Raw genomic sequence first — 26,945 nt, 5'->3', positions numbered from 1 at the left:
TTTATACTTGATGAATTCAGCCTCATTTTTATATCACAATATCTTTCTTAAAGATTAGAGTTGACGATAATAGATTTTAAGCGTTGTTTTAGATCTTCTCCTACGTCATATACCATTTGCTCGTTAGAAGGAAATGGAACCTCTCTATTACGCGTGTATCTTAACAAATCATTATCCAGCGCTCTTTTATCTCCATCATAGGTGGCAAAGTAATGTTCAAAAACAAATTCACTAGCAAGTGGAAATGATTCTATTACTTGGTTAGTACTTTGTGATGTATACCGTACTTGTCCTATAATGTTTACAGCTTTGGTTTGTAATACTTCATAATAAGTACAACGCACCGTGATCATTTTATCCACTTCAATTTTTTCACCATCTTCGTCTAGTACATAATCCCCATCTTCATCTGTAAGATACTCTGTACCATCTTTAATACTCTTTTCTTTTTGAACTTCTCTTTCTCTAAAACGTTCTGGAGAGATATTAATTTCTCGTAAAGAAACATCCATTACATAATCATAGGTGATTCCTTGTTGTGCTGTGCTGTGATATACTTTCCAAAAATCATTTAAATCGTATGTAGAAAAGTCTAAGAGATCGTCTTGTAAACGTCTAGGTAATAAAATATCAGAATCATTATAGAGGGCCACTTCAATATAATCTGTTCCTTTAAAGTGTGCTTCTTCCAAAAGCTGACGTACATCTTTATGATTTGGTGTTAGGTCATCTAAGTATTCTAAATCATTATGAACTCTTCTATAATCTACCTTTGCATTAGCTGCAGCAAGATCAGTAACTACTTGATTATATAATAAATCTGTAAGTTTTCTTTTTGATGTAATGAGATCATTATCATAATTCTTAATCTCAAAAACAGCATCTCTCGCTTGCTCTTGTAAACGTAGAGGAAGCAAAGGTTTTATACTTTCTTGTCTTCTGTTGAGTGTCTTATAAAGTTGATAAATTTCTTCTATAGAAGTAGGGTTTGCTTCCTTTTGTAAATATGTAATACGATCAGAATCTCTTTGTACGGCTTTAGCAAAGGCTTCTTCTAAAAGTAAGATATGTGATTCTCTATTTTTCTTTGTAGGGTTCTTACGTAATTTCTGTATGGAGGTATTAATAGCTGTATCATAATTACCACTAAGAATAGAAGAGGTAGATTTTTTTACAGACGAGCAGCTTGTAAAACAGAGTAGAATACATAATGTTGTGTAGAAGTACTTCATAATCATTGACTTTTTTATCAAGTTTCAATTTTGATGCCAAATTAATTTCAAAAGTACTAAAGATATTACATAGAAAAACCTCCTATTTCTGATCAAGAGCAAGGAGGTCTCTATTGACTAGCTTTGAAAACGCAATAAACTAGTCAGTTCTATATTTAAAATAGGACGTAGTTTCCCCTGCGTGTGTAGTCGCAATTGTGGCTATATTCTAAAATTTAGTTAAATGAGTGTGATGAGGAGGTATACGCTTTCGCGAAAGCGTAACCTGTAATAATTCATCGAGTAAGTGAGTAACGTCTTTGATATGCATGAGTCATAGACGGAAGTGGTCAGGCTGTTATCCAAAGATAACTTCTAAAGCAGCAATAATAATTTGTACCATGAGTGAGTGAGTTTAAGTGGTTAATAAATACTTTTTTGATGTTTATATTTTTTGGTTACCCAACATATTGTAACCAAGTAGTAATAATGTAACTTACAGATAGGGATACCATAAATACGGTATAGATTCCTAATGCTTTGTTTGTTTTTACTTGTTTTGTAGCTGTCATTTTTTGCGTTTCCATAATAAATAATTTTAAAGTTTTTTAATAGTTGTTTTTGATTGATATAGCAAAGAAGTGGTGTTTGTTCGAGGTTGCAAAATATTTTCAATAGATTTAATACATTTGAATACTAATTTGTAAGTAAAAAAATTAAAAGTATTTCTATATTAAAATTAATGCCTACAATAAAATTAACGTATGTAACTTTATTTTGTAATTATTGTATAAATATGAAACAATTGTAGGGGGTATTTTAGGTGTTTTTAAAATCTCTAGGGAACTTTTGTCTTAAAAACCCCTAAAAATGGGACTTTCGTCTTTTTAGATTTATTTTTTACCTGTAGAAATTGTAAAAAATTAAGCATCAAAAAAGTGTTTTTTTGATACTTTTTAGTCGTAGAATTTAGTTTTTAAAAGCATGAGGACATAAAAAAATCGCTTTGAATATTTTCAAAGCGATTTTTTTTAAAAGGTATGATATGTATTTAATCTAAATCTAATTCTGATAGTAATGAGTTTAAATCATCAGTATTATGTGTTTCTGCAAATTCAGATGGTACAATGACGATTCTGAATATTTGATTTTGTGTAAAATCGCTTCCTAAAGCTTCAAAGTCGTCGCTTTCCAAAACAAGATCTAAATCATAAATGCCTGTAGCATCGTCAAAAATAAAATTGAATCTATATTGAGCAAATCCACCATTATTAAAAAAGAAACTGCGTGGAAGTGGTTCAAAAACGTCTACGCCATTTGCAGCAGTCGCTATAGGATCTAGTACAAAAACGAGTGGGACATCAGATTCAAAAACAGTAATGTTATTGGGTACTACTACATTTACAACACCTTGAAATCCATCTGTAGTTACAAAGTCTACATTGCTTATTTCAAATGTTTGCCCGATGGTATCTGTATTAACAACATCATCGTCATTAGAACATGAGCATAAAATAAATGTAAAAAGGAGTACTGGTAAAATTTTGCGTATCATCATATTTGAGTTATAGTTTTATTATACTATATCAAAGGTAATGCCAAGGATTGGTTTTTATTATAAATATTCTGTTAGAACTTCTAAAGTTTGTAAAAAAAATCACCTTGTGCTTTGGAAAAGCACAAGGTGATTAACTCCGTTATAAAGATGCTAATTACGATTTCCAATATAACCTATATATAATCTTGAGATTGCATTTGTATTACTTTTAAATGTAGATGAGGTCTTATTCTTCTTATCTGAAAGTTTTAATGTAATAGCAATGATTTCTCCTTGACTGTTACGCTTTAATCCTTTATAAGAGAACTTTACTCCATCTTTAGCATATAATGCCTGTATTTCTTTTAATGCCGTATCTGTGGTGTTCTTATCGATAGTATTTGTTGTTACACCTCCATGACTTGCATTCGTAACGATACCGTTAGGACTTGATGTAATAAATAGTTTTTGATTACTTACATTATAACCTGTCGCAATAGCACTTTCCCTTCTTTTATGCATTTCTTCTCTTTTCTGCTCCATCACCATTCTTTTTTCTTCTAGTGCTTTTTTACGAACCTCATTCATCTGCTCTCTTTTTTCTTCTAAAAGGGCTCTCTTTTCTTCTAATGCTTCTTGACGCTCTTTCATTTTTTGCTCTTGGATTTCTGAGCGTTTTTCTACTATTTCCTCAAGTTCCTGGCGACGTTCTTCATGCTTCTCTCGAATCGTTTCCATTTCTTCTTGACGTTCTTTATGTTCTTGCGCCATTTGCTTATAACGCTCTTTTAGTATAGCTTTTCTTTCTTCCATTTGCTCACGAATCTCTTCTTGAGAACCTGCATTTCCTATCCCTGTTCTTCCATTTTCATCTTCAAAAATGTAAACTTCTCTTATAGGAGTTTTTCCATTTATAGAATAATTTCCAGTGTTGTTGTTAGAAGTTTTGTATTTAATATTTAGACTTACAATTTCGTCGCTATTATTACGAGTTACATTATAATCTATTTCAACATCATGATTTTCTTTAAGGTCTTTTTTGATATCCTTTAATTCTTGATCTGTAGTATTCTTAGTAATACGAACCTTAAATGGAGAAGCAGTCACAGCTTCATTGGTTAACGTTTGATTATTAGAAGTCTTTGTATACTTCTCATCCACCTTTGTTGTATAGTTAGGGTCGTCTATAACAATAGCGCCATCTTTTGCTTTATTTCCATATAAAGCCATTGCTTTAGAAGGTAATAACGCTGTTATTCCTTGATCAGTTTCATAAAAGACTCCATCAGTAGTGGGTACGATTTCTCCATTTATGACTACAACAAGATTTTTTCCCATTGATTCTTGGTTAGTACCCGATTCTTGTATAGAAAATGATGAAACCGATTGTTCTGGAGTAATTTTTATATTAGTTCCTTTTACATCTGCCATTAAAATTTCATGCTCAGCTACAGGAATTAAATTAAAAGGATTAAAGTTTTCTGAACTATTTACTGAAAAACGAGTAGAGAAACGTGTGTCATTGGCCATTTTTGTCTGAAACTCAAAGCTCACAAGCTTATCATGTATGTGATTTACTTTTGCAAACCGAACGAGTGTGCTTTTAAATGTTTTTGCAAAATGCGTTTCTATAGATTTTAAATATGCATCTGTAGCTGTATTGGTAATTGTAAATTGTTTTTGCTCTGTAGTGGTAGAGGCAGCCTCATTTTTGATTAAATGTTCAATTGTATTAACGTTATCTCTGTTAGGGGATACTTCTTCCTCTAAAACAGAATTAAGCTCTTTAGAAGACGTTGTAGTACTTTCAGGAGTACTAGGTATTTCTCTATATTCTATGACTTCTTTTATATTAAAAGAATACATAAATAAAGCCAATGCTGGTAATACCAGACCTAACTTCCATAAGTTGCGTTTACGTGATGTTTGTTTGTTTAGCATAACGATTCGTTTTTTGATTAATGAATGATAAAAATTATTAGTAAGTGCTGGTTGCAGTAGGGTTGATGAGACCTTAACCAGTGTACGTTGATATTCTTTAGACGAAGGAACTTCTTGTATGGCTCCATTATCAGCGATGAATTCTAAATTTTGTTCTAAGCTTTTTTTGTATAACCAAGCTAACGGATTAAACCATTGTATTGCTAGGACACATTGCGTAAGTAATACATCTATTGTGTGTTTCTGACGTACATGAATTTTTTCATGTGCCAGAATCATGGCGAGTTCTTTTGCGTTATGTAGATTTGGATTGTAACAAATTGTTTTAAAGAATGAAAATGGGGTAATAGTTTTACCTGTAATTTGAACATACGAATACCCATCTTTATGTATTTTAGGGTAGGAGGCAATCAATTTATGTAAAGATATAAGCTGTATACAAAGACGTATCATCATAATACAGACCCCTATAGTATATATAATAAGTCCTATTTGCCACCAATTGATTTCTAAAGGCTGTACTTGTGGTTGTATAATCGTTTCTGTAGCTGCTAGAAAAGGAGCATTCTCAATAACAGTTGTATGTATTGCAGGAATATCTTTATAAATAGTCTTTGTATATTCTATAAATGGGAATATCATCGCGGCTATGATTCCACTTAACAAATAGTGTCTATTAGCTGTAAAAAAAGTGTCTTTTTGTAGCACTATACGATAGATTATATAAAATATAGAAAGAATTGCTATGCTTTTTATAATGTAAATGAATGTTTCCATACGTTTTGTGTTTTCTCTTATTTAAAAGAATACTTACTAGTTAACTACGCTTTATGTTCTTTGTTTTCTATAATAGCTAAGATTTCTCTTAATTCTGCAGCAGAAATTTTTTCTTCTTTAGCAAAGAAGGAGACCACCTCTTTATATGAACTATCAAAAAACTTTTGAGTTGCCGTTTGCATAAACTGTTTACGATAAGCTTCTATGGTTAGAATAGGGTAGTACTGGTGTGTTTTACCAAATGCTGTATGAGCTACATACCCTTTTTCTTCAAGATTGCGTATGACTGTAGATACCGTATTGTAATGATTACCAGCAGGCAATGTCGCTACTACTTCTTTTACAAAAGCTTTTTCTAACTGCCATAAGGCGTGCATGATTTCTTCTTCTTTATTAGTTAACTTTTCCATGATTTTAATAGACACTTTGTTTTTAATTATTTACTAGCATTTTCTTTTTTCCAAAATTCAAACTGTTTATTGAGTAATGTAACAGCTGGTTTTCCTCCTTTTTTAATTCCATAAACAGATAGTTTTAAAATAGCATCATCTTTTGGGTTATATACAGATATAAAAGCAGACCTAGCATACTGTGCTCCACATCTTTTATCACCTCCAGCCTTCTCTCCAGCTCTTAAAGCAAGCATTAAACGATCTGCAAGTGGCTTTCCCTCTGCTTTATTATAGGCATTAAAAGCATTAGTAATTACCTCTTTATTAACTAAAATGTTTCCTAAAACGGCAAAGTCATTTCCCGTTTTCGAACCATTCCAATCTTTTATAAGATGACCAGAATATACCAAAGGAAGTGTATCTTCATTCAAAACAATAACACCATATTGTTGTTTTTCAGGATCAAATTCTTTGTCTTTCATTGCTTCGAGAATTTTTTCTGGACTAGCATCTGTCATCATTAGATTTACTCCCTTCATTCTTGCAAAGTAACTACTCGCCGCTTGAACGACAATAGCACCTTTTCCAGGAACAATAGAAGCTATGCCTTGTACATCAAATGTGCAGGAAGCCCCAACTATACCTATCTCTCCCGTTACTCGATCTACGGCAATGATTGACCAAGTTGCGTGTGCTGTTGTCGATAAAAAAAATGCTACAATACAGGTATAAAATACAAGTATTGATTTTCTGCTTGATGAGGGCAAAAAAATATTTTTGTTTTTTGATTGATTCATTTAAATGAATTTATTGATTAATTGATAATTCAAATGTATAACGATTTTTTTAGTTAAACAACTATTTTTATAGTTATGTAACTATTTTTGTAGTTTTTTATTGTGTTTACGCTTTCGCGAAAGCGTATAAAGAATCATAATTGGGCATAAAAAAACTCCATTATAATTGTATAATGGAGTTTTTTGAAAGAATGTGTTTTAATAATTATTCTGTATGACCATATATGTCATTATATAATGGTTTGTATTTTTCCTTTATGATTTTACGTTTTAGTTTCATAGTAGGAGTGAGGTGTCCATCTTCTACAGACCAAACATCTGGCGTTAAACGGAATTGTTTTACTTTCTCCCATTTTGCAAATGTTTCATTAGCTTCATCTACTTCTCTTTGATAACGTTTTACAACACGTTCTTGAGAAATTAAATCAGCATGATCCGTATAGGAAATTCCTTTTTTATCAGCCCAATCAGTTAAAAATTCAAAATTTGGCTGAATTAAGGCAGCAGGCATTTTTTCTCCATCACCTACAACCATAATTTGTTCTATAAATAAGGTTTGCTTAAATCTATTCTCTAGAAGTTGTGGTGCTACATATTTCCCTCCAGACGTTTTAAACATTTCTTTTTTACGATCGGTAATTTTTAAGAAACCTTCTTCATCAATTTCACCAATATCTCCCGTATGGAAATACCCATTTTTAATTACCTCATTTGTTTTTTCTTCGTCTTTATAGTATCCTAACATTACGTTAGGACCTTTTACAAGAATTTCTCCATCTTGAGCAATCTTTACTTCAACACCAGGTAATAACTTCCCTACGGTACCTACTTTAAAACCTCCGTCGCGCATATCATTCACAGAACAAACAGGAGATGTTTCTGTAAGACCATACCCTTCCATAATACCCATCTCAGCTGCATTGAATATACGTGCAAGTCTAGGTTGTAATGCAGCACTACCAGAAGCAATTAGTTGTAAGTTTCCTCCAAGACCTTCTTTCCATTTTGAAAAGATAAGTTTACGAGCAAGTCCTAATTTTTTCTCATACCACCATCCATTTTGTCCGTATGGTTTGTATTGTAATCCTATTTTTACCGCCCAAAAGAAAAGTGATTTTTTAATACCAGAAAGATCAGCTCCTTTTGCTATAATTTTATCATATACCTTTTCTAATAGTCTAGGTACAGCCGTCATAACAACCGGTTTTACTTCTTTAAGGTTGTCACTTATTGTTTCAAGTGATTCTGCAAAATATATTGAAACTCCCATATATTGATATAAGTACATCAACATACGTTCATAAATATGGCAGACAGGGAGAAAACTTAATGCTCTTACATCATTTTCAGGTATAGGAAGTCTATACGAACTAGCCAAAGCATTACTCACAATATTTTTATGAGATAACATCACTCCTTTAGGTCTTCCTGTAGTACCAGAAGTATATATAAGAGTCGCTAGATCATCTGTTTTCACATTATTTTTTAATTTCTCAACTTCATCTTGATTGCTCTCATCAGCTCCAAGTTCTAGAACTTTTGTCCAATTGTCACAACTTCCAAGTTCATCAAATGAGTATACGCCTTTTAATGATGGTACTTGATCCATAATGGCAGAAATCTTACCATGTACCTCAGAACAAGAAACAAAACAATATTTAGACTCAGAATGATTTAAAACATACGCATAATCATCCATAGAAATGGTAGGATAAATAGGTACGTTTTGCGCTCCTAATTGCAATATGCCAATATCACAAATATTCCATTCGGTTCTATTTGTCATTGATATTAATGCAATTTTATCATTAGGTTGTACACCTAAACGTAACAACCCTCTACTAATTGCATTAGCTTTATTTATATATTCTTGAGTTGAAGTAGCTTCCCAAACACCATCTTTCTTTGTGCAAAGTGAATCAGAGAGATTTTTTTTCTCTAATTGGTAATAAGGGAAATCAAAAAGTCTCGTAATTTCCATGTATTATAATTTATATGCAAAATATGAAAAAATGATGGTATTATTAGGTATTATGTTAAAATCATGTAGGATATTTTTAAGGATTCCTCAAGTATTTAAGAATAAGAATTTATAGGAAGCTTGACATCAAAGGTCTAGCAGTTGTTATACATAAAAAAATGCCTAATAGAATTATGAGGCGTTTTGGAAATTTTATAAAAATTACTCTTTAATGACCTTAATCGTTTTTAGTGCATTGTTTGAAGTAATTTTCACAAAGTAAATCCCATTAGCATACGTACTATAATCTAATTGAGCATTTCCAGTATGAACAGTTGTTTCAGAAACACGTTGTCCTTGTATATTATAGATAGTTGATGTGTATTCACCTTGTGGTGCTTGTATGTTTAAAATGTCTTTTACTGGGTTTGGAAAAACAGTAAATTCCTCAAGAATACTTTCTCCTATTGATAAAATTTCTTCATTTACGACTACAAATTCTAAATCATCAAAATAGAATCCATCTCTTTGTACTTGACTATCAGAGACTAATTGAAATCTTGCGATAATTTCTTCACCAATATAGTCAGATAGCGAAATTTCTTCTAATACAAAATCAGATTGTGTACCGTCATATAAAGGTTCGCCTAAGGGCTGTATATTTGTTCCTTCTGTAGTGAAGTTTCCACATTGAGGAATCCAAGTAGCTCCATTATCTATAGAAATTTCAAACTGTACATAATCCCATGAACTCTCAATTTCCCATCGAGCATAAAAAGAAACTGAAGCAGATAATGCTTCTGTTAAGTCTATAGATGTATTCATGACGATAGATGAATTTTCATTATTACTATAATTTCCATTTGGAGAATCAGTGATAGAAGTTGGCGCCGACTCAAAGAAATCGTCTGTTATTCCCCAATCATTTGTCTCAAAGTTTGTTGTAGAACTACTCCCATCGTCAAAAAAAACTTGTTCTGATTCTCCATATATTTTGGAAATAAAAATAGATGTGTTAAACGTACCATTGTTTACTATAAGCTCATAATCTATAGTATCTCCTGCAATGACGGTATTTGATAATGTGAATCCAATAGTACCATCTTGATCTTCAAGCGTATCAAGTCCAGAAAAAGTAGCAGGACTATCTACAGCTATGATATTATTAGATATAGGGTTTATGCTTACTGTAAAATCTCCAGATCCATTAATCCCTAATCGTCTAATGTTGAAAGAAGCGTCTGGTGTTGTAGTATCAATAAATAGTGATGACATATCAGATAGCGTTGCAAAATTGTTAGTCATTTTTGCAGCAGTAAGATTCAGAAACATCATTTCTCTTGCAATATCTTCTATTTGATTTGAAGGTGGATAGAATGAATTGTTTATTTCAGGAGTAAAAGCAAATATTTTATCGTGTGTTCCTACAGTACCATACATAAAGTCATCACTATCCCCAGAAAAAGGAGAATCTCTGAGAGCATTATAGCCATTTTGAGAAGTAAGTTCAGCTCCTATTCCTTGATATAAAGCATCATCGGGTGTAGCGACATCTGCATATGCAAAGGGGTAGTATAACAATCTTCCAAACGAGTGGTTATTTAATGCAATTACAAAGTCGTGTTGTTCAACAAACCATTTAATTGCTTGATTTTCTACTTCAGAAAAAGCAGATGGTCCGTGATATACCCCTGAGTTGGGATCAGATGAAGCTCCTGGACCTCCCCAAGATCCATTATTTGGATCTCCATTAATATGATAATTATAGTTACGGTTATTATCTACACCGTTTCCATTTTTTCTGTTTTTGCGCCAGAAACCTTGACCATTTGTTGGGTCTAATACTTGATTGTATAAATAACCGTCTGGGTTTACGACAGGAACAAAATAGAGTTCGGTATTGTTAACAATGCTCTGAATTTCAGTATCGGTATCATAGTTTTCTAATAGATACCACATGTAAAAAACTAATTCAGAAAGTGTGGCAAATTCTCGAGCGTGGTGTATACCGGTATAAAGTATTTGAGCTTCCCCTTCATTTGAATCATTTGGGTTATCACTTATTTTTACCCATTCAATTCTATTATTTCCTATAGATGGTGTTACAGAAGTATCTGTTTGACCTTCTGTTAAGAAATCACTTATTCCATCTCTTGCTGTGATTAAATTTGGATATAAGTCATGCATATCATCTAACTCATCAAGAAATTCTTGATAGGTCATATACCCCCCTAGAGAACCTAAGTTAAAATTATCGGGAGTGGGGTAGGTTGTCCCTGAATTTTGATTACAACTTGCATTTCTTTGTAAAGGGACATTTAGTTTAGATTGTTCTGCGAGGTGTGCTCTTATATCGTTAATAAGTACATCTACTTGAAATCCATTTACACGAGCCCGTTCTAATTCTTTTACAGAAAAATCAGAAATGATAAAGTGATCTTTTTTTCTAACCCCATGATCAGCAGGGATATCAAGTTGTTGTAATCTAAAGAGATCACTATCTTGATTAAAAGATATTTTAGCGCGCTGGTATGTCTCTAATTTCTCTTGAGCAGTTAATGTAACAAAAGAAAATAGGAATACAATTAAGTAGATATTTTTCATTAGCTCGGTAAGGATTAATAACTGTATATTATAAAAACAATTTAACAGTAGGCTTTCCTACCTATAAATATACTCTTTAACTATTTGATTCAATCCATTCACGCGCATTTACAAAGGCTTCTAGCCATGGTGAGACCTGATCTTGTCTTCCATCTACATAATGAGCCCAGTTCCAAGGAAATATAGAACGCTCTATATGTGGCATTGTTACTAGGTGACGTCCTGTTATATCACAAAGCATTGCAGTATGATAATCAGAGCCATTAGGATTTGCAGGATACTTTGCATACTCATACTTAGCTACTATTTTATAGTTCCACTCTTCCATAGGAAGATTAAACTTTCCTTCTCCATGACTTATCCATACACCTAGGGTAGTCCCTATAAGAGAAGACATCATAATGCTATTTGTATTTCCAATCGTAACACTTGTAAAGCTACTTTCGTGTTTTTTAGAATCATTATACGTCATTTTAGCAAGTTTCTCATGTTCTGGATTGATGAGATCTAATTCTAAAAATAACTGGCATCCATTACAAATTCCAATAGACATGGTATTTTCTCGAGCAAAGAAGTCTTTTAAGGCTTTGTTTGCCTTTTCATTATATAAGAAAGCTCCTGCCCAACCTTTTGCAGATCCTAATACATCACTGTTTGAAAAACCACCTACGGCCCCTATAAACTGAATATCTTCTAATGTCTCTCTTCCGGAAATCAAATCAGTCATATGGACATCTTTTACATCAAAACCGGCTAGGTACATAGCATTTGCCATTTCTCTTTCAGAGTTACTTCCTTTTTCTCTTAAGATAGCAGCTTTAGGTCTAGGTTTGCTAGTATCTATTTGTGGAAGTTTTCCTGTGAAATGACCAGGAAGCATATATTTTAATGGTTGAAGCTTATAATTGTCAAAGCGTTCTTTCGCAAGGTTATTTGCTGTTTGCTTGCTATCTAAAAGGTACGATGTCTTATACCAAGTATCTCGTAGCGAAGAGATCGTAAGTCCTAATTCAACACCATGATTTTTTATTTCTAATGTATCTGTATGTGTAACCGTTCCAATTTTTGAAAATGAAACTCCTTGTTCTGTAAGAATAGTTTCTACAGAGGTATCTCTAGCTTGGAAGACAACACCTGCATTTTCAGAAAATAAGACTTTCATCAGGTCTTGCTCTCCTAGATCAGTAAGATCTATGGTTGCTCCTAATTCGGTATCTGCAAAGCACATTTCTAATAGGGTTGTGATAAGTCCTCCACTAGCAACGTCATGTCCCGCTAAAATCAAATTATTCTTTATAAGATGTTGTAATGTATTAAACGCTTTCGCGAAAGCGGAATCATTTACAATCGAAGGGGCTTCATTACCGATTGTTTTGCATACTTGCGCAAAACTGGACCCTCCTAATTTATAGGTGTCTTGAGACATATTTATATAATAAATAGCTCCACCACCTTTCTTTAATACAGGTTCTACTACCTTATTGATGTCATTACAGCTTCCTGCTGCAGAAATGACTACCGTTCCAGGCGCAATCACATCACCATCTGGATATTTTTGTTTCATAGAAAGGCTATCCTTCCCCGTAGGAACATTAATTCCTAAGTTGATGGCAAAGTCAGAGATAGCTTTTACGGCCTTATATAAACGAGCATCTTCTCCTTCATTTTTACATGGCCACATCCAATTTGCAGAAAGGCTCACCGATTTTAGGTTATCTGTAAGCGGCGCCCAAACAATATTAGTTAAGGCTTCTGCAATACTATTTTTACTTCCTGCCACAGGATCAATCAATCCGCTTACGGGAGAGTGTCCTATAGAAGTGGCTATACCTTCGGTACTTTTATAATCTAAAGCCATTACACCCACATTATTAAGAGGGAGTTGTAATGGTCCTGCACATTGTTGTTTTGCTACTCGACCTCCTACACAACGGTCTACTTTATTGGTAAGCCAGTCTTTACAGGCTACGGCTTCTAATTGTAAGACTTGCTCTAAATAGTCGTGAAAATTTTCTAATTGATAGGTTGGATTTTCATACGTACGATTTATGGTGGTATCTGTCATCACCGTTTTAGGAGAACTCCCAAACATATCTTCAAGTGCAAGATTCATAGGTGATTGCCCAGTCGTTTCACTAATAAATGCAAAACGATGGTCGTTTGTAACTTCACCCACTTCATACATAGGTGAACGCTCACGTTCTGAAATACGTTTAAGTGTTTCTATATCTTTTTCACCGATCACAAGTCCCATACGTTCTTGAGATTCGTTTCCTATAATTTCTTTTGCAGATAATGTTTTATCTCCTACAGGAAGTTGATCTAAGTTTATGTGTCCTCCCGTTTCTTCTACAAGTTCAGAAAGACAATTTAAATGTCCTCCAGCTCCGTGATCATGTATAGATACAATCGGATTTTCTTTACTTTCTACGAGTCCGCGTATTGCATTTGCGGCACGTTTTTGCATTTCAGGATTCGAACGTTGTATGGCATTTAACTCTATACCAGAACTAAAAGCACCTGTATCTGCAGATGAAACTGCAGCTCCACCCATACCAATACGATAGTTTTCGCCTCCTAGAATTACTATTTTATCTCCATTATTAGGAGTGTCTTTTAACGCTTGGTCTTTTTTTCCATACCCTATACCACCTGCTTGCATGATTACTTTGTCATATCCTAATCGACGTCCATCTTCTTCATGTTCAAACGTAAGTACAGAACCTGTAATTAAGGGTTGTCCAAATTTATTTCCGAAATCTGAAGCCCCATTAGAAGCTTTGATCAATAAATCGATTGGATTTTGATATAGCCATTTTCTAGCAGGCATATTTTGCTCCCAAGGTCTATCTTCTTGAAGTCTTGAGTATGGAGTCATATATACAGCTGTACCCGCTAGTGGTAACGATCCTTTTCCTCCTGCAAGTCGATCTCTAATTTCACCTCCAGACCCTGTAGCAGCTCCATTAAATGGCTCTACTGTAGTTGGGAAGTTATGTGTTTCCGCTTTAAGCGAAATCACACTATCAAATGCTGTCTCTTGATAGAAATCGGGTTTATCTGCTGTTTTAGGCGCAAATTGTGTCACACGAGGCCCTTCAGTAAATGCTACATTGTCTTTGTAGGCAGATACAATCGTATTAGGATTTTCTGCAGCTGTCTTTTTAATAAGTTTAAATAAAGAAGTTGGCATTTCTTCTCCATCTATGACAAAAGTTCCATTAAAAATTTTATGACGGCAATGCTCAGAATTCACTTGACTAAAGCCAAAAACTTCAGAATCTGTAAGTTTTCTACCTATTTTTTTTGAAACGCCTTCTAAATAAACAACTTCTTCTTCGCTTAAGGCAAGGCCTTCTTGTTCATTATAAGCTCTTATATCATCAAGTTCTATAATAGGTTCTGGAGCAATATCAAACGTAAACATGTCTTGATTCAATGCAGTATACTTTTGAGAAATCATTGGATCAAAAGAAGTATCATCTTCTGTAGAAGAAGAAAACTTTTCTATACGAATGATGTTTTTAATCCCCATATTTTGGGTGATTTCAACAGCATTGGTACTCCAAGGAGTAATCATTGTTGCTCTTGGACCAATAAAAAAAGCGTCTATTATGGACGCTTCTATCTTAGGTTGATTGCCAAAAAGCCATACTAGCTTTTGGCTATCTTCTTGTGTTAGATCTTGATTGCTTTGAACTGCAAATACAGTTTCTTTTGAGTTTCCGAAGAAGTAAATCATACAGGTAAGTATGTGATGTTATTTAAAGGCGCAAATTTACATTTTTTAAGCAAAATATACACGATGAATAGGGGATAGGTTATACATATTATAAACAGGTTTTTAATGTATATGTTGATATGTGTGTATTTGTATTGGGTAGAATTAATTTGATGCTATGCGTAGAATATCTATTTACAGTAGCAAAAATTATTTCTTAAAGGTGATTTTCTAAATAAGCAACTAGTCATTATAAGAGAAAATAATTGCTATATAATACTAAAAAAGCGGGCACATGGCCCGCTTTTTTGTTCTATCGAAAGATGCTATTATCTAATCATTAATTTTTCAGTACTACCTTGTGTTTTTACAAAATAGAGTCCTGTTTTTAAATGTGATGTGTTAACAACAGATGTCATTGCGCTATCTGATGTCGTGTTTAACACTAACTTCCCTGTAATATCATAAATAGCTATGGATTGTAATGGCTGCGTTGTTGTTATAAATACAGATGTACTAGCAGGATTAGGATAGATTTCTATACGTGGTGTTGAGAAATCTTGGGTATTTAAGAGATCAAAACGATCTTCTGCCGGTGGTCCTCCCCAAATTATTGTAGCAAAACTAGGATTATCTATAAACGGGTTACGACTTCCATATTCAATTTCTAGTTGCGGATTACGTTGGTCTTCTGCTTCAGATACAGGATCTTCTACATTCCAATTTAAAAATACTTGAAGCATATCTGTATCATCTTGAGTAGCTCCTATTCCTGTAAATTCAGGTAAGCATTGTTCTCCATATTTAACATACATATACATAATGATACGTGCGACATCTCCTTTCCATTCGTCTCCAGGATACCAATTTCCCGAGTTTACATCACCAGAGTTTCCTGATCCGTTATCAAATTTTTTAGAACCTCGATTTCCATTACGTTGTACATCACTAGGGCGTAAATTATGAGGATCTGCTACAATCCCAGTAGCACTATTTACAGCATCCCCCATAGGTGGCATTGATCTACTTCTTGGGAATACATGCTCACGATTATACTCGCAAGGATCGCCTCCAAAATTATCGGTATCTCTAGTTCTATCTGTAGTACAATCTCCATCACTATCATTAAATCCGTAGATAAGTAGTACGTCATTGCTGTTAGTAGGATCAATATCTGTGATTAAAAAAGAATCTCTTACATCTCCATAAGTATACTCTTCATTGAAGGCAGATAGCTTGAGTTGTAATTCTAAATATAAATCTATTCCAGTAAGCGTAAGATCTACATCATCATAATAAGGTTGTTGTGCCTGTAGTTGTATTGTGCATAAGGCTGTAACTAATAGTAGTATTCTTTTCATTTTTATTTTATTTTTTTACGCTTTTCGCGAAAGCAAAGCCATATAAAATCCATCATACCCCGTTTTAGCAGGGCTTATTTTTTCATCTTTTTCAAGGGTAAAATCAGCCCCTTGTTCGGTTGCTAAAAACGCCTTGATTTGTTCTTGGTTTTCTTTAGGTAATATGGAGCAGGTAGCATATACTAATTTACCACCTGGTTTTACAATTTTACTATACGATTCTAAAAGAGACGCTTGACGATCTACTACCTTTTGAACAAAGTCAGGTTGAAGTTTCCATTTAAGATCTGGACTTCTTTTAATAGTTCCTAAACCAGTACAAGGAGCATCTATTAATACTCTATCTGCTTTTCCGTATAGTTTCTTAAATACCTTTGTGCTATCAATAACACGTGTTTCTATATTATGTGCTCCTGCGCGTTTAGCACGTCTTTTAAGTTCTTTAAGCTTTCCTTCATAGATATCCATGGCAATTACTTGTCCTTTGTTTTCCATTAAGGCCGCTAGGTGGAGCGTTTTCCCGCCAGCACCAGCACACATATCTACGACACGCATTCCAGGTGTTACATCTAGATAGCGAGCAACGCGTTGAGAAGAAGCATCTTGAACCTCAAAAAGCCCATTTTTAAAAGCTTCTGAAGTAAATACATTTTTACGTTCAAGCAATTGTACCGCATCTGGATATCCATCTACGAGTGTAGTATCAACATCTTGATCTGCAAGGATATTACGTAATTCCTTAGGAGTTGTTTTAAGGCTATTAGCTCTTAAAACAACGGGCGCTTGTTTATTAAGTGCTGCAAGTTCCTTTTCCCATTGTTTACCGATAGCTTTTTCTCCCATAGCATCCATCCAATCTGGAATAGACTCTCTAAATTTTCTAATCTTAGAAAGTTCATCAAACTTCCCTTTTATACGACGTGTAGGGACAGGTTCTATTTGCTTCCAATCCGGAATTGCAATACCTTTTAATGTTGCCCATACAGCAAAAAGTCTAAAAAGATTAGGTCTAGAGTAGGGGGCTTTTACTTCTGCAATTTCAGAATACAAACGTTTCCAACGTACAATGTCATATACTGTTTCTGCGATAAATCCTCGATCACGAGCACCCCAACGTTTATCAAACTTAAGTACTTGTCTTAAAACTTTGTCAGCTTGTTTATCTTCATTGAAAATGAGATTTAAGGCGTCGACAGCAGCAAAAACAAGATTACGATGTAATTTCATAATTTCTATTATGCTGCAAAGGTATTGCTTCTTGTATTAATAGTGCTATTTTTGATAAAATTTAAACCATGAGAATCATCATTTTTTTATTTATTATTTGCTGTTACTCTTGTGCTAAAAAAGAGGAAGCTATCGTTTTTACTCCTATTTCTAGTGTAACTATAGATGAGATTTATTCAGATTCTACAAGTATAAGAGCTGTAGAGGTATCTAATAAGGAAGTTCTTTTTGCGGGAAGTAATGGAAAGTATGGGTATTTTGAAATTAATACAGATACTATTTCTAAAGGTGCAAATATTGTTCCTGCTTATTTCAAATCAAAGAATAGCGGAGTGGTTGATTTTTTAGAAAAAAAACCTGCATTTAGGTCTTTAGCAAATACAAAAGATGCTTTTTTTATACTAAGTATAGACAATCCAGCATTATTATATAGAATACATAAAAGTACAGGAAAGATCGACTTAGTATACATAGAACAAGTAGAAGGCGTTTTTTACGATACAATGACCTTTTGGAATGATCAAGAAGGAATTGCAATGGGAGATCCTATAGAAGAAGGTTGTCTCTCTATTATTATTACAAGAAATGGTGGTGCTAGTTGGGAAAAGAAAGATTGTAGCATTTTACCTGAGACTATTGAAGGGGAAGCAGCTTTCGCGGCAAGCGATACAAATTTAAAAGTACTAGGAAACCATACTTGGATTGTAACTGGAGGTGTGAAATCTCGTGTTTTATATAGCCCAAATAAAGGGGAGTCTTGGAAATTATATGATACCCCTATATTACAAGGATCAGAAACTTCAGGAGGATATTCAATGGATTTCTATGATGAGAGTCATGGAATTATCTATGGAGGAGACTATACAAAACCTGAAGTTGCAATTTCTAATATAGTCACTACGGTAGATGGAGGTAAAACTTGGACAACAACCGCAGATAATGCGAATCAGGGGTATAAGAGTTGCGTACAGTATATCCCTGGAAGTAATGGTAAAGAACTTATAGCATTAGGATTTACAGGAATTTCATATTCACAAGACGGAGGAAATCAATGGAAAGAAATCTCTAAAGAACCTCTTTTAAGTTTTCGATTCTTAAATGATAGTGTTGCGTATGCTGGAGGGAGAAATAGGCTTGTTAGACTTAGTTTCCACCGTTAGGACGACCTCCAAATTTGCCTCTTCTTTTTCTTATTTGTTCAAGAAGAACACGTTTAAAGTCTTCTTCAGCTTTTAATAACGTAAGAATTTTTTTTGATGATATTACATTTTTAAGTTGTGATATAAGGCGTTCTTTTTCATCTAATTTGTCCTGTGAAAGTTTAGATAAGGTATTTAAAGCTGTTTCGCTTTCTGTTTCTGATAATTGATCAAAGTTGTTTTTAAGATTTCCTAATAGCCTACGTTCTTGACGTCTTAAACTTTCCATAGCATCTTCATAAGAATTGTAGACAGGCCAAAATGCTTGTGCTTCTTCTGAAGAAAGCTCAACTCGTTCAGTGATATGAGCTATTTTTAAAGCTTTTACTTTTTCTTTATTGGGTCTTTGTGCATTTGCTACTGTTGTAAATGCTACTAGTAAGATTATAATTATTTTTTTCATGATATTTTTAGTTCATAAGATCATATGGATCTGTTGTTATATCAAGGTATTCTAGTACCTCTGTATCTTCTAATTGTATATTGTCTGATAAATTATCTAATTCATCATCTGTTAGTAACTCACCTAGTTCATAAGCAGATAATAAATAATTATCTGTTTCTAAGTATGTGGCAATTGTATCACTTTCTAAGTCTTCAAAAGGTGTTATTGTATTAGGTGATCTTAACATCAATACGAATACAATAATAGCAGCAATACTTGCCGCAGCATAGAGCCATTTAGTATTAAATAACGAAACTACTTTTGTAGGTTCTTTTACTTGTGAGACTACTTTTTTAGTCAAATTTGAAAAATAATCTTTTGGTACCGTAAAGCCAGAAGCTTTTTTTGCACCTACAATATCTTCAAATTCTATTTGGACTTGTAATCGTTCTTGAAAATCTATAAAATAGTCTTCAGGAACTTGGTACTCCGTATTCTTTGGTATGTTTTTATTCGTTTCCATTCCTAATTATTATTTTATAGCTTACTGACTATATGTTTTTAAATAGGTTGTAATTTTTTTTGTTGCAATATGATACGAACTTTTTAAAGCGCCTACAGAAGTATCCATTATTTCACTCATCTCGTCATACGTAATATCTTCAAAATATTTCATTCTAAAAACGGCTTGCTGTTTTTCTGGTAGCGTTTGAATAGCTCTTTGTAATTTAATCTGAATTTCATCTCCTTCAAAATAGGGATCACTTTCTAAAGAATTTATAAGTCTTTCTTGTAAATCCTCACTAGATATTTGATATTGCTTTGCTCGTTTATTGAGAAATGTAATCGCTTCATTAGTTGCAATTCTATACAACCAAGTATATAATTTACTCTCTCCTTTAAAAGAATGAATACTACGGTGCACTTTAATAAATACATTCTGTAAAACGTCATCAGTATCTTCATGATTTTTTACCATTTGACGGATATGCCAATAAAGACGCTCTTGATATTGTTGTACCAAGGTATTGAAAGCAACACGATTGGGTTGCCTTTTTAGGTCTTCTATAAGTTGACTTTCTGATATTTGGGTATGTATCACAATACTTTGACTCCTTTTTTTTGAAAAAGTTTAATCTTAAAGAAATATTAATTTTTCATTGATAATGAGCGAGTTATGGGTGTTTGATTATTTAAAACATCGATAAAAAGCATATTTTTTCGGATAAAGTGCATATTTTTCTTTGTTATTTAAAAAACTCATATTATATTTGAACCATCATTGAACGATGATCGACCTACTGAAACCCCAAATTCATATGTTGATTTTATTTTGATATGTTTTTTGATATCGCGAGCCCCAAATGTGATATCAATAAAACTTACACTTAACCTGAGAAAAGCTACTTTTTTTAAAAGTAGCTTTTTTTTATTCAAAAGATTGCATGGCAACTAAATTGCTATAAACTCCTTTTTTATCTAGTAACTCTTGATGTTTTCCTTGTTCTACAATAATTCCTTTTTGCATCACAACAATTTGATCTGCATTTTGAATCGTAGATAAACGGTGTGCAATTACAATAGAAGTCCTATTCTGCATCATATTTTCTAATGCTTTTTGAACTAAGCGTTCGCTTTCTGTATCGAGAGCAGAAGTTGCCTCATCTAAAATCATAATAGGCGGGTTTTTTAATACAGCTCTAGCTATAGATAAACGCTGTTTTTGACCTCCGCTTAATTTGCCACCACCGTCACCTATATTGGTATTTATGCCTTCAGGTAATTCTTTAACAAACTCCCAAGCATTGGCAATTTTTAAAGCATCTATGATTTCTTCATCTGTGGCATTTTCTTTACCAAGATTGACATTCTTTTTAATACTATCATTAAAGAGGATTGCGTCTTGTGTTACAAGTCCCATTTGATCACGAAGTGACTTTTTAGTAATTTCTTTAATAGGGATACCATCTAGTTTAATAGTTCCTTTATGCACATCATAAAAACGTGTTACCAAGTTTGCAATAGTACTTTTACCAGAACCAGACTGTCCAACCAGAGCAACGGTGTGTCCTTTAGGAACTTTTAGTGAAAAATTATCTAAAACAGTTTCTTGATCGTATTTAAAAGAGATATTTTCTATCGTAATCTCTTTAGAAAATGCAGCAGCCATTTTTGCATTTGGTGCATCTTGAATCTCTGTTTCTGTTTCAATAATTTCTAAAATTCGTGCTGCGGCTGCATCTCCTTTCTTTACAGAATAACTTGCTTTTGCAATAGCCTTTGCGGGAGTTAGTATTTGATACGCAAGTCCCATATATGCAATAAATGTAGCCCCATTCAATCCAGAATCTACATTTAAAACCATATTTCCTCCATACCATAGTAAGGTTCCTATAACGGTAATTCCTAAGAACTCACTCACAGGAGAGGCTAAGTTTTGTCTATGTGTGAGGCCATTGCTATAGTTCTTAAAACGTTCTGTAGATGTTTCAAACTTTTCTTGCAGACGCTCTTCTGCGCTAAATCCTTTAATTATTTTTAAATTAGCAAGAGTTTCTTCTACAAGAGAAAGAAAGTATCCTTGTTCTGTTTGTACTTGATTAGATTTCTTTTTAAGGGTTTTTCCTATGCGAGAGATAATGAGTCCAGCTACTGGGATAAAAATAAATACAAATAAAGTAAGCTTTGCACTTATAAAAATCATACTCCCTATTGCAAAAATAATATTAAGTGGTTCTCTCACAAAAAGTTCTAGTATAGATAAGAAAGAATGCTGTACTTCTAAAACATCTGATGTAATTCTGGCAATAGTATCTCCTTTACGTTTTTCTGAATAAAAACTAAGATTTAAGTTTAATATGCGTTTATACATCACATCTCTAATATCTTTTAAAACACCATTACGCAAGTAAGTAATAAAGAAATTGGCTAAATACCCGAAGAGATTTTTAAGGAAGAATACAACAATGACAATCCCAACCATAATTCCTAGTACATATACTTCTCCATGTTCATCTACTTTAGTATTTATAAAGTAATTGAGGCTATCTTCTAGAAATGCTTTAGTCGATTTTGCTGTCTCATATACAGGTTTAACTCTAATTGGGTCTACTTGCTTTAAAAGAACTGTAAGCATTGGTATTAGTGATATAAATGACAGCGTACCAAAAAGCGCATAGAGTATATTAAAAATAATATTTAAAATCCCATACTTTTTATAGGGAAGCGCAAAGCGCAGAATCTTTTTAAAGTAATTCATAAGAAGTGTTACGCTTTCGCGCCTGCCTGCCGGCAAGCAGGAAAGCAAAATTAGTTTATACGCCTAACGCATTTTTTATGCCAGCAATACGTTCGTCTAGTTGTGCTGAAATTGTGTCATAATCATCTAGGCTATTTAGAGGTGCTTGAACACTGATATAAAACTTTACTTTTGGTTCAGTGCCACTAGGTCTAGCGGCTATTTTGCTTCCATCTTCTGTGTAATAAATAAGTACGTTAGAAGCAGGTATATCTATAGGTTCTGTTGCTCCGGTCTTACTATCTGTTGCTGTTTGAGATTGGTAATCTTCCACACGAACAACATCACTACCGTTAATTTCTTTCATTGGATTTTCACGTAAATCCAATAACATTTGCTTGATCTCGGCTGCGCCAGATTGTCCTTTTTTTACTAATGAAATAAGTGCTTCTTTGTAAAAACCGTGTTTTACATATAAATCTTTTAATTTCTGATATAATGTTTTCCCTTGTGCTTTTGCTCTAGCTGCAATGGTACATGCAAGTAAAGTAGAAGTTACGGCGTCTTTGTCTCGTACAAAATCTCCAACCATATATCCAAAACTCTCTTCGCCACCTCCAATAAAGTGCTGTTCAGGAAAATCATTTATCATCTTGGCTATCCATTTAAAACCTGTGAGTCCCGTTTTGCACTCTACATTATAGGATTGCGCTAGGATGTCCATCATAGGCGTAGATACAATCGTAGATCCTACAAAAGGGCTATTGTATTGGTTTTTGCTTTCGCGAAAGCGTTCTAATAAATAATCGGTCATTAAAATCATGGTCTGATTACCATTAAGAATCGCTAGCTTTCCATCATCACCTCGTACCGCAATTCCTAATCGATCACAATCAGGATCTGTTCCAATAACGATATCTGCATTTTTTTCTTCTCCCAATGTTAAGGCCATTTGAAGTGCAGAAGATTCTTCAGGGTTTGGAGAGGCTACCGTAGGGAAGTTTCCGTCGGGAACAGCTTGTTCTTCTACAATATGAAGGTTTGTAAATCCTGCCTGTCTTAATGTGTCAGGAACAAGTGTTATAGAAGTCCCATGCAAGGATGTAAATACAATAGAAAGGGCTTCTTTTTGATTCACATTTACATCTGATGTTACGTTAGCAACACTAGCATCTATAAAAGCCTTGTCCACTTCTTTATCTATATATGTAATACGATCTGCTTGTTCTTGAAACTGAATATCTTTAAAATCTAATCCTTCTATTTCTTGAATAATTTCTTTGTCTTGAGGCGGTACTAATTGCCCTCCGTCTACCCAGTAGACCTTGTATCCGTTGTATTCTGGCGGGTTATGACTTGCAGTAAGTACAATACCACACTGACAGTCTAAGTGCTTGACAGCAAAACTAAGTTCTGGGGTAGGGCGTAAATCTGAAAATAAGAAAACAGAAATACCATTTGCAGAAAAAACATCAGCAACCACCTTTGCCAGCTCTTTACTGTTATGTCTACAGTCATAGGCTACAGCTACCTTTATCGCGGTGTCTGGGAATGTTCTTTTAAGGTAATTAGAAAGCCCTTGGGTATTTTTTCCTAATGTATATTTGTTTATTCTATTGGTGCCTGGTCCCATAATACCGCGCATTCCGCCTGTTCCGAATTCTAGGTTTTTATAAAAACTATCTTCAAGTTCTTCTGGGTTATGTGCAATATTGTTTTTTATAGCATCTTGGGTTTCTGTATCAAAAGTATCAGTTAACCAAGTATTTGCTTTGTCGAGAATCTCAGGCTTGTGGTAAATCATTTTTCAGAATAAAAATTATACTACAAAAATACGTTTTTGTGTTAATTTTTATCGGTAATTACTATTTTATACTTAATATCGAAGATATTTGAATTCATAGATGACCAAAACCACTACATAAAACGCAACCAAAAACTTTGAGATATCTTTTATCCCTTTCTTTTTTTCTGTTATTTACAGTACAGATTTCTGCGCAACGAGAAGCTGCAAATTGGATTTTTGGAAATAACGCAGGTCTAACCTTCAATACAGGGAATCCTGTTACGAATGCCCAAAGTGAAATCAATACGATAGAATCTTCTGCAAGTATTAGTGATGCGAATGGCAATCTTCTTTTTTATACTGATGGGGAATCCATTTTTAATAAGGACTACATATTAATGCAAAATGGAGGGGGAATTTTAGGCCATAAATCTTCTGCAAATGGCACTGTCATTATTCCTGATCCAAATAATAGTAATTTATATTATGTTTTCACATCAGATGCGGTTCAATATTATCAAGCAAATGATGTTGGGGCAGGTCTTAATTACTCGGTTGTAGACATGAGTTTACAAGGAGGATTAGGAGCAGTTACAGCACAAAAGAATGTGAATTTATTGCCTCAAGGATCTGAAAAATTAACAGCTGTTGCTAAAAGCGATGGCTCTGGGTATTGGGTAGTAACACACTACTTAGATACATTTTATGCATATTCAGTAACGGCTGCAGGAATATCTGCTCCAGTGACATCTACCATAGGACCTTTAATTGATGACTTTAATAATATAAGAGGAGCTATTAAGCTTTCCCCAGATGGAGAGCGACTCGCTGTGGCTCATGCTATTTTTGAACCTCAGTTTAATGGAGAACTCTATTTGTATGATTTTAATAATCAGAGTGGAGTCGTTAGTAATGAACAATTTCTTGCTAGTGGTATGGTGTATTATGGGGTAGAATTTTCTTCTAATTCAGAGGTTTTATATTCCAGTGCAAAAATGCCATTCTCTCAAGGCCTTTTTACGGGTAATATATTTCTATATCAATATGATTTAAATAGCGCAAATCCTGGAGCGACTAGTTTTTTGCTTATGGAGATTGAAAGTGATTCCCTTAGTGATATTGCAGGAGCTTTACAACTGGCAATAGATTGTAAAATTTATTATAGCAGTAGGACAAGTCAGTTTATATCTGTCATTAAACGTCCTAATCGTTTAGGGTTAGATGCAGAATTTGGAAATAATATATTCAGATTATCTGCAGGTATAAGTTCAATAGGTCTGCCTTTATATGTGCAATCCTACTTTAATAATATCATAGAGTATGATGATTTATGTTCTGGTGATATGACAGCGTTTACATTAAATACATCCAAGCAGATATTGAGTGTAGATTGGAATTTTGATGATCCTGCTAGCGGTGCAGATAATACATCACAATTGATAAACCCTACACATACATTTAGTGATTCTGGAGTTTATGATATAGTAGCGACAGTAACTTTTCAAGACGGTACTGTCGTACCGTATACTAAGATAGTACCTATAGTTACACAACCAGAAGTTTTAGATGTAACGCTTTTACAATGTAATCTAGACGGAGGAGATACGGGCTTTTTTAATTTAGAAGAAGCAATTTCTTTATTTTTTGATACCCAAAATCAAAGTGTACCTGAATTTTTTAATGCTCAATTTTTTAATTCATTTGTAGATGCGCAAAACAATGAAAATAGTATAACCAATCCTACTTTTTATGAAAGCATAATGAATGGTCAAATCATTTATACACGAGTAGATATTTCATTTGATTGTTTTTTTGTTGGTCAAATTAATCTTGTTATTCAAGATGGCTCTAATCCAGAAGATAGATTTAGAGAGGTTTGTGATATTGTAGGAAGTCAAGAAGATATATTTATAGTAATAGAAGAAATACTTGAAGAATTAGAAGTAGATTTTCCAAACCTTTCTATAAAATTATATACATCAGCAGAAGATGCTATATCTGAAAATAATAATGTGTTTATAGCGCCTATAGATTCCTTTCAGGGATTTCCTGGGCTTTATTATAGAGTTGAAAGTGAACTAGGTTGTTTAGCGATAGGTTTTATAGAACTTTTTATATTAGAAACACCTGAATTGTTTAATGAAGAAATCATTTTATGTGATGAAGAACAAGGGGTTATTTTGTCTGTCTCTGATGAGTTTAGCTCCTATCTATGGTCTACGGGAGAAATGACACCATCTATTACTGTTTTTGAAACAGGGAACTATGAAATAGTAGTCGCTAATAATGGTGGTTGTGAAGATAGAGCTACATTTTTTGTCGTTGATGCAGATGCAATAAATATTACGTATACCATAAATGATTTTCAACAATACAATAGTATCGTTATTACTAATGAAAATAATAATCCAAATCTGTTGTATTCTATAGATGGTGGATTAACATTTCAAACATCTCCCGTATTTAATGATATAGCTCCGGGTTATTATAATCTAGTCGTAATGGCAGAAGATAACTGTAATACTATAAATGAACTCCTATTAGTACGAGGTGCACCGCGTTATTTTACACCTAATAATGATGGGTATAATGATTTCTGGCATGTAAATCAGGCACTAGACTATCAAGGAATGGAAGTGTCTATATTTGATAGATTTGGGAAACTACTTTATGCGATGGATTATAACGATAAAGGCTGGGATGGTACGTATGCCGGTGTTTTAATGCCTACAAATGCGTATTGGTACCGTATCAACTATGAAGGTGCAGAATATTATGGACACTTTACATTAATAAGGCGTCGTTAATC

The 26,945-nt window shown here is 33.6% G+C and carries 18 protein-coding genes; 2 read left to right on the top strand and 16 right to left on the bottom strand.

The genetic code is table 11. From position 1 onward, the window contains the following. Positions 1-47: 47 nt before the first annotated feature. The 11 genes from Q1A60_RS11540 to Q1A60_RS11490 form a co-directional block, all read right to left on the bottom strand. On the bottom strand, positions 48-1,232 hold the full coding sequence (locus Q1A60_RS11540) for a hypothetical protein (protein WP_299765725.1): 1,185 nt from the start codon (positions 1,230-1,232) through the stop codon (positions 48-50). 437 nt (positions 1,233-1,669) lie between these two features. Continuing rightward, entirely contained in the window at positions 1,670-1,798 is a 129-nt protein-coding gene (locus Q1A60_RS11535) for a hypothetical protein (RefSeq protein ID WP_299765723.1), read from the bottom strand. Between the two features lie 464 nt (positions 1,799-2,262). Further along, positions 2,263-2,769 carry a hypothetical protein gene (locus Q1A60_RS11530; RefSeq protein ID WP_299765722.1) on the bottom strand — a complete coding sequence of 169 codons (507 nt, stop codon included), beginning with the start codon at positions 2,767-2,769 and terminating at the stop codon, positions 2,263-2,265. Positions 2,770-2,919: 150 nt separating this feature from the next. Next, on the bottom strand, positions 2,920-5,466 hold the full coding sequence (locus Q1A60_RS11525) for a M56 family metallopeptidase (RefSeq protein WP_299765719.1): 2,547 nt from the start codon (positions 5,464-5,466) through the stop codon (positions 2,920-2,922). A 44-nt stretch (positions 5,467-5,510) separates the two neighbouring features. Beyond that, positions 5,511-5,876 (bottom strand): BlaI/MecI/CopY family transcriptional regulator, encoded by a 366-nt coding sequence (locus tag Q1A60_RS11520; RefSeq protein WP_299765717.1) that lies wholly within the window; start codon positions 5,874-5,876, stop codon positions 5,511-5,513. 26 nt (positions 5,877-5,902) lie between these two features. Next, a complete protein-coding gene (locus Q1A60_RS11515) occupies positions 5,903-6,625 on the bottom strand; it encodes a DUF1028 domain-containing protein (RefSeq protein ID WP_299765715.1) in 723 nt (240 codons plus the stop codon). Positions 6,626-6,860: 235 nt separating this feature from the next. Next, positions 6,861-8,636, bottom strand: coding sequence for an AMP-dependent synthetase/ligase (locus tag Q1A60_RS11510; RefSeq protein ID WP_299765713.1), 1,776 nt, complete (start codon positions 8,634-8,636; stop codon positions 6,861-6,863). Between the two features lie 201 nt (positions 8,637-8,837). After that, the gene (locus Q1A60_RS11505) at positions 8,838-11,219 is read right to left on the bottom strand and encodes a M14 family zinc carboxypeptidase (protein ID WP_299765711.1); all 2,382 of its coding nucleotides are present in this window, start codon (positions 11,217-11,219) and stop codon (positions 8,838-8,840) included. Positions 11,220-11,295: 76 nt separating this feature from the next. Further along, positions 11,296-14,961 (bottom strand): phosphoribosylformylglycinamidine synthase, encoded by a 3,666-nt coding sequence (gene purL, locus Q1A60_RS11500; protein WP_299765709.1) that lies wholly within the window; start codon positions 14,959-14,961, stop codon positions 11,296-11,298. Positions 14,962-15,269: 308 nt separating this feature from the next. Then, entirely contained in the window at positions 15,270-16,301 is a 1,032-nt protein-coding gene (locus Q1A60_RS11495) for an endonuclease (RefSeq protein ID WP_299765707.1), read from the bottom strand. 15 nt (positions 16,302-16,316) lie between these two features. Further along, entirely contained in the window at positions 16,317-17,528 is a 1,212-nt protein-coding gene (locus tag Q1A60_RS11490) for a methyltransferase domain-containing protein (RefSeq protein WP_299765705.1), read from the bottom strand. Positions 17,529-17,596: 68 nt separating this feature from the next. On the opposite strand from Q1A60_RS11490, the gene Q1A60_RS11485 reads away from it, so the two are divergent. Then, a complete protein-coding gene (locus Q1A60_RS11485; protein ID WP_299765703.1) occupies positions 17,597-18,688 on the top strand; it encodes an oxidoreductase in 1,092 nt (363 codons plus the stop codon). Here the strand turns inward: Q1A60_RS11485 and Q1A60_RS11480 are convergent. The 5 genes from Q1A60_RS11480 to Q1A60_RS11460 form a co-directional block, all read right to left on the bottom strand. Further along, positions 18,672-19,130, bottom strand: a complete 459-nt coding sequence (locus tag Q1A60_RS11480) for a hypothetical protein (protein WP_299765701.1) — start codon at positions 19,128-19,130, stop codon at positions 18,672-18,674. The genes Q1A60_RS11485 and Q1A60_RS11480 overlap by 17 nt on opposite strands. A gap of 7 nt (positions 19,131-19,137) precedes the next feature. Continuing rightward, the gene (locus tag Q1A60_RS11475; RefSeq protein WP_299765699.1) at positions 19,138-19,635 is read right to left on the bottom strand and encodes a hypothetical protein; all 498 of its coding nucleotides are present in this window, start codon (positions 19,633-19,635) and stop codon (positions 19,138-19,140) included. 21 nt (positions 19,636-19,656) lie between these two features. Next, positions 19,657-20,214: a sigma-70 family RNA polymerase sigma factor gene (locus tag Q1A60_RS11470; RefSeq protein WP_299765697.1), complete on the bottom strand. Its 558-nt coding sequence runs from the start codon at positions 20,212-20,214 to the stop codon at positions 19,657-19,659. Between the two features lie 327 nt (positions 20,215-20,541). Beyond that, entirely contained in the window at positions 20,542-22,371 is a 1,830-nt protein-coding gene (locus Q1A60_RS11465) for an ABC transporter ATP-binding protein (RefSeq protein WP_299765695.1), read from the bottom strand. A gap of 55 nt (positions 22,372-22,426) precedes the next feature. Continuing rightward, on the bottom strand, positions 22,427-24,154 hold the full coding sequence (locus Q1A60_RS11460) for a phospho-sugar mutase (protein ID WP_299765693.1): 1,728 nt from the start codon (positions 24,152-24,154) through the stop codon (positions 22,427-22,429). A 137-nt stretch (positions 24,155-24,291) separates the two neighbouring features. On the opposite strand from Q1A60_RS11460, the gene Q1A60_RS11455 reads away from it, so the two are divergent. Then, positions 24,292-26,943 (top strand): T9SS type B sorting domain-containing protein, encoded by a 2,652-nt coding sequence (locus tag Q1A60_RS11455; RefSeq protein ID WP_299765691.1) that lies wholly within the window; start codon positions 24,292-24,294, stop codon positions 26,941-26,943. The last annotated feature ends 2 nt before the right edge of the window (positions 26,944-26,945 follow it).

It is taken from the genome of uncultured Dokdonia sp. (genome assembly GCF_947492535.1).
Classification (GTDB): Bacteria; Bacteroidota; Bacteroidia; order Flavobacteriales; family Flavobacteriaceae; genus Dokdonia.
Note: the sequence above shows the minus strand (reverse complement) of the source record. Positions and strands in the feature narration are given on the sequence as shown.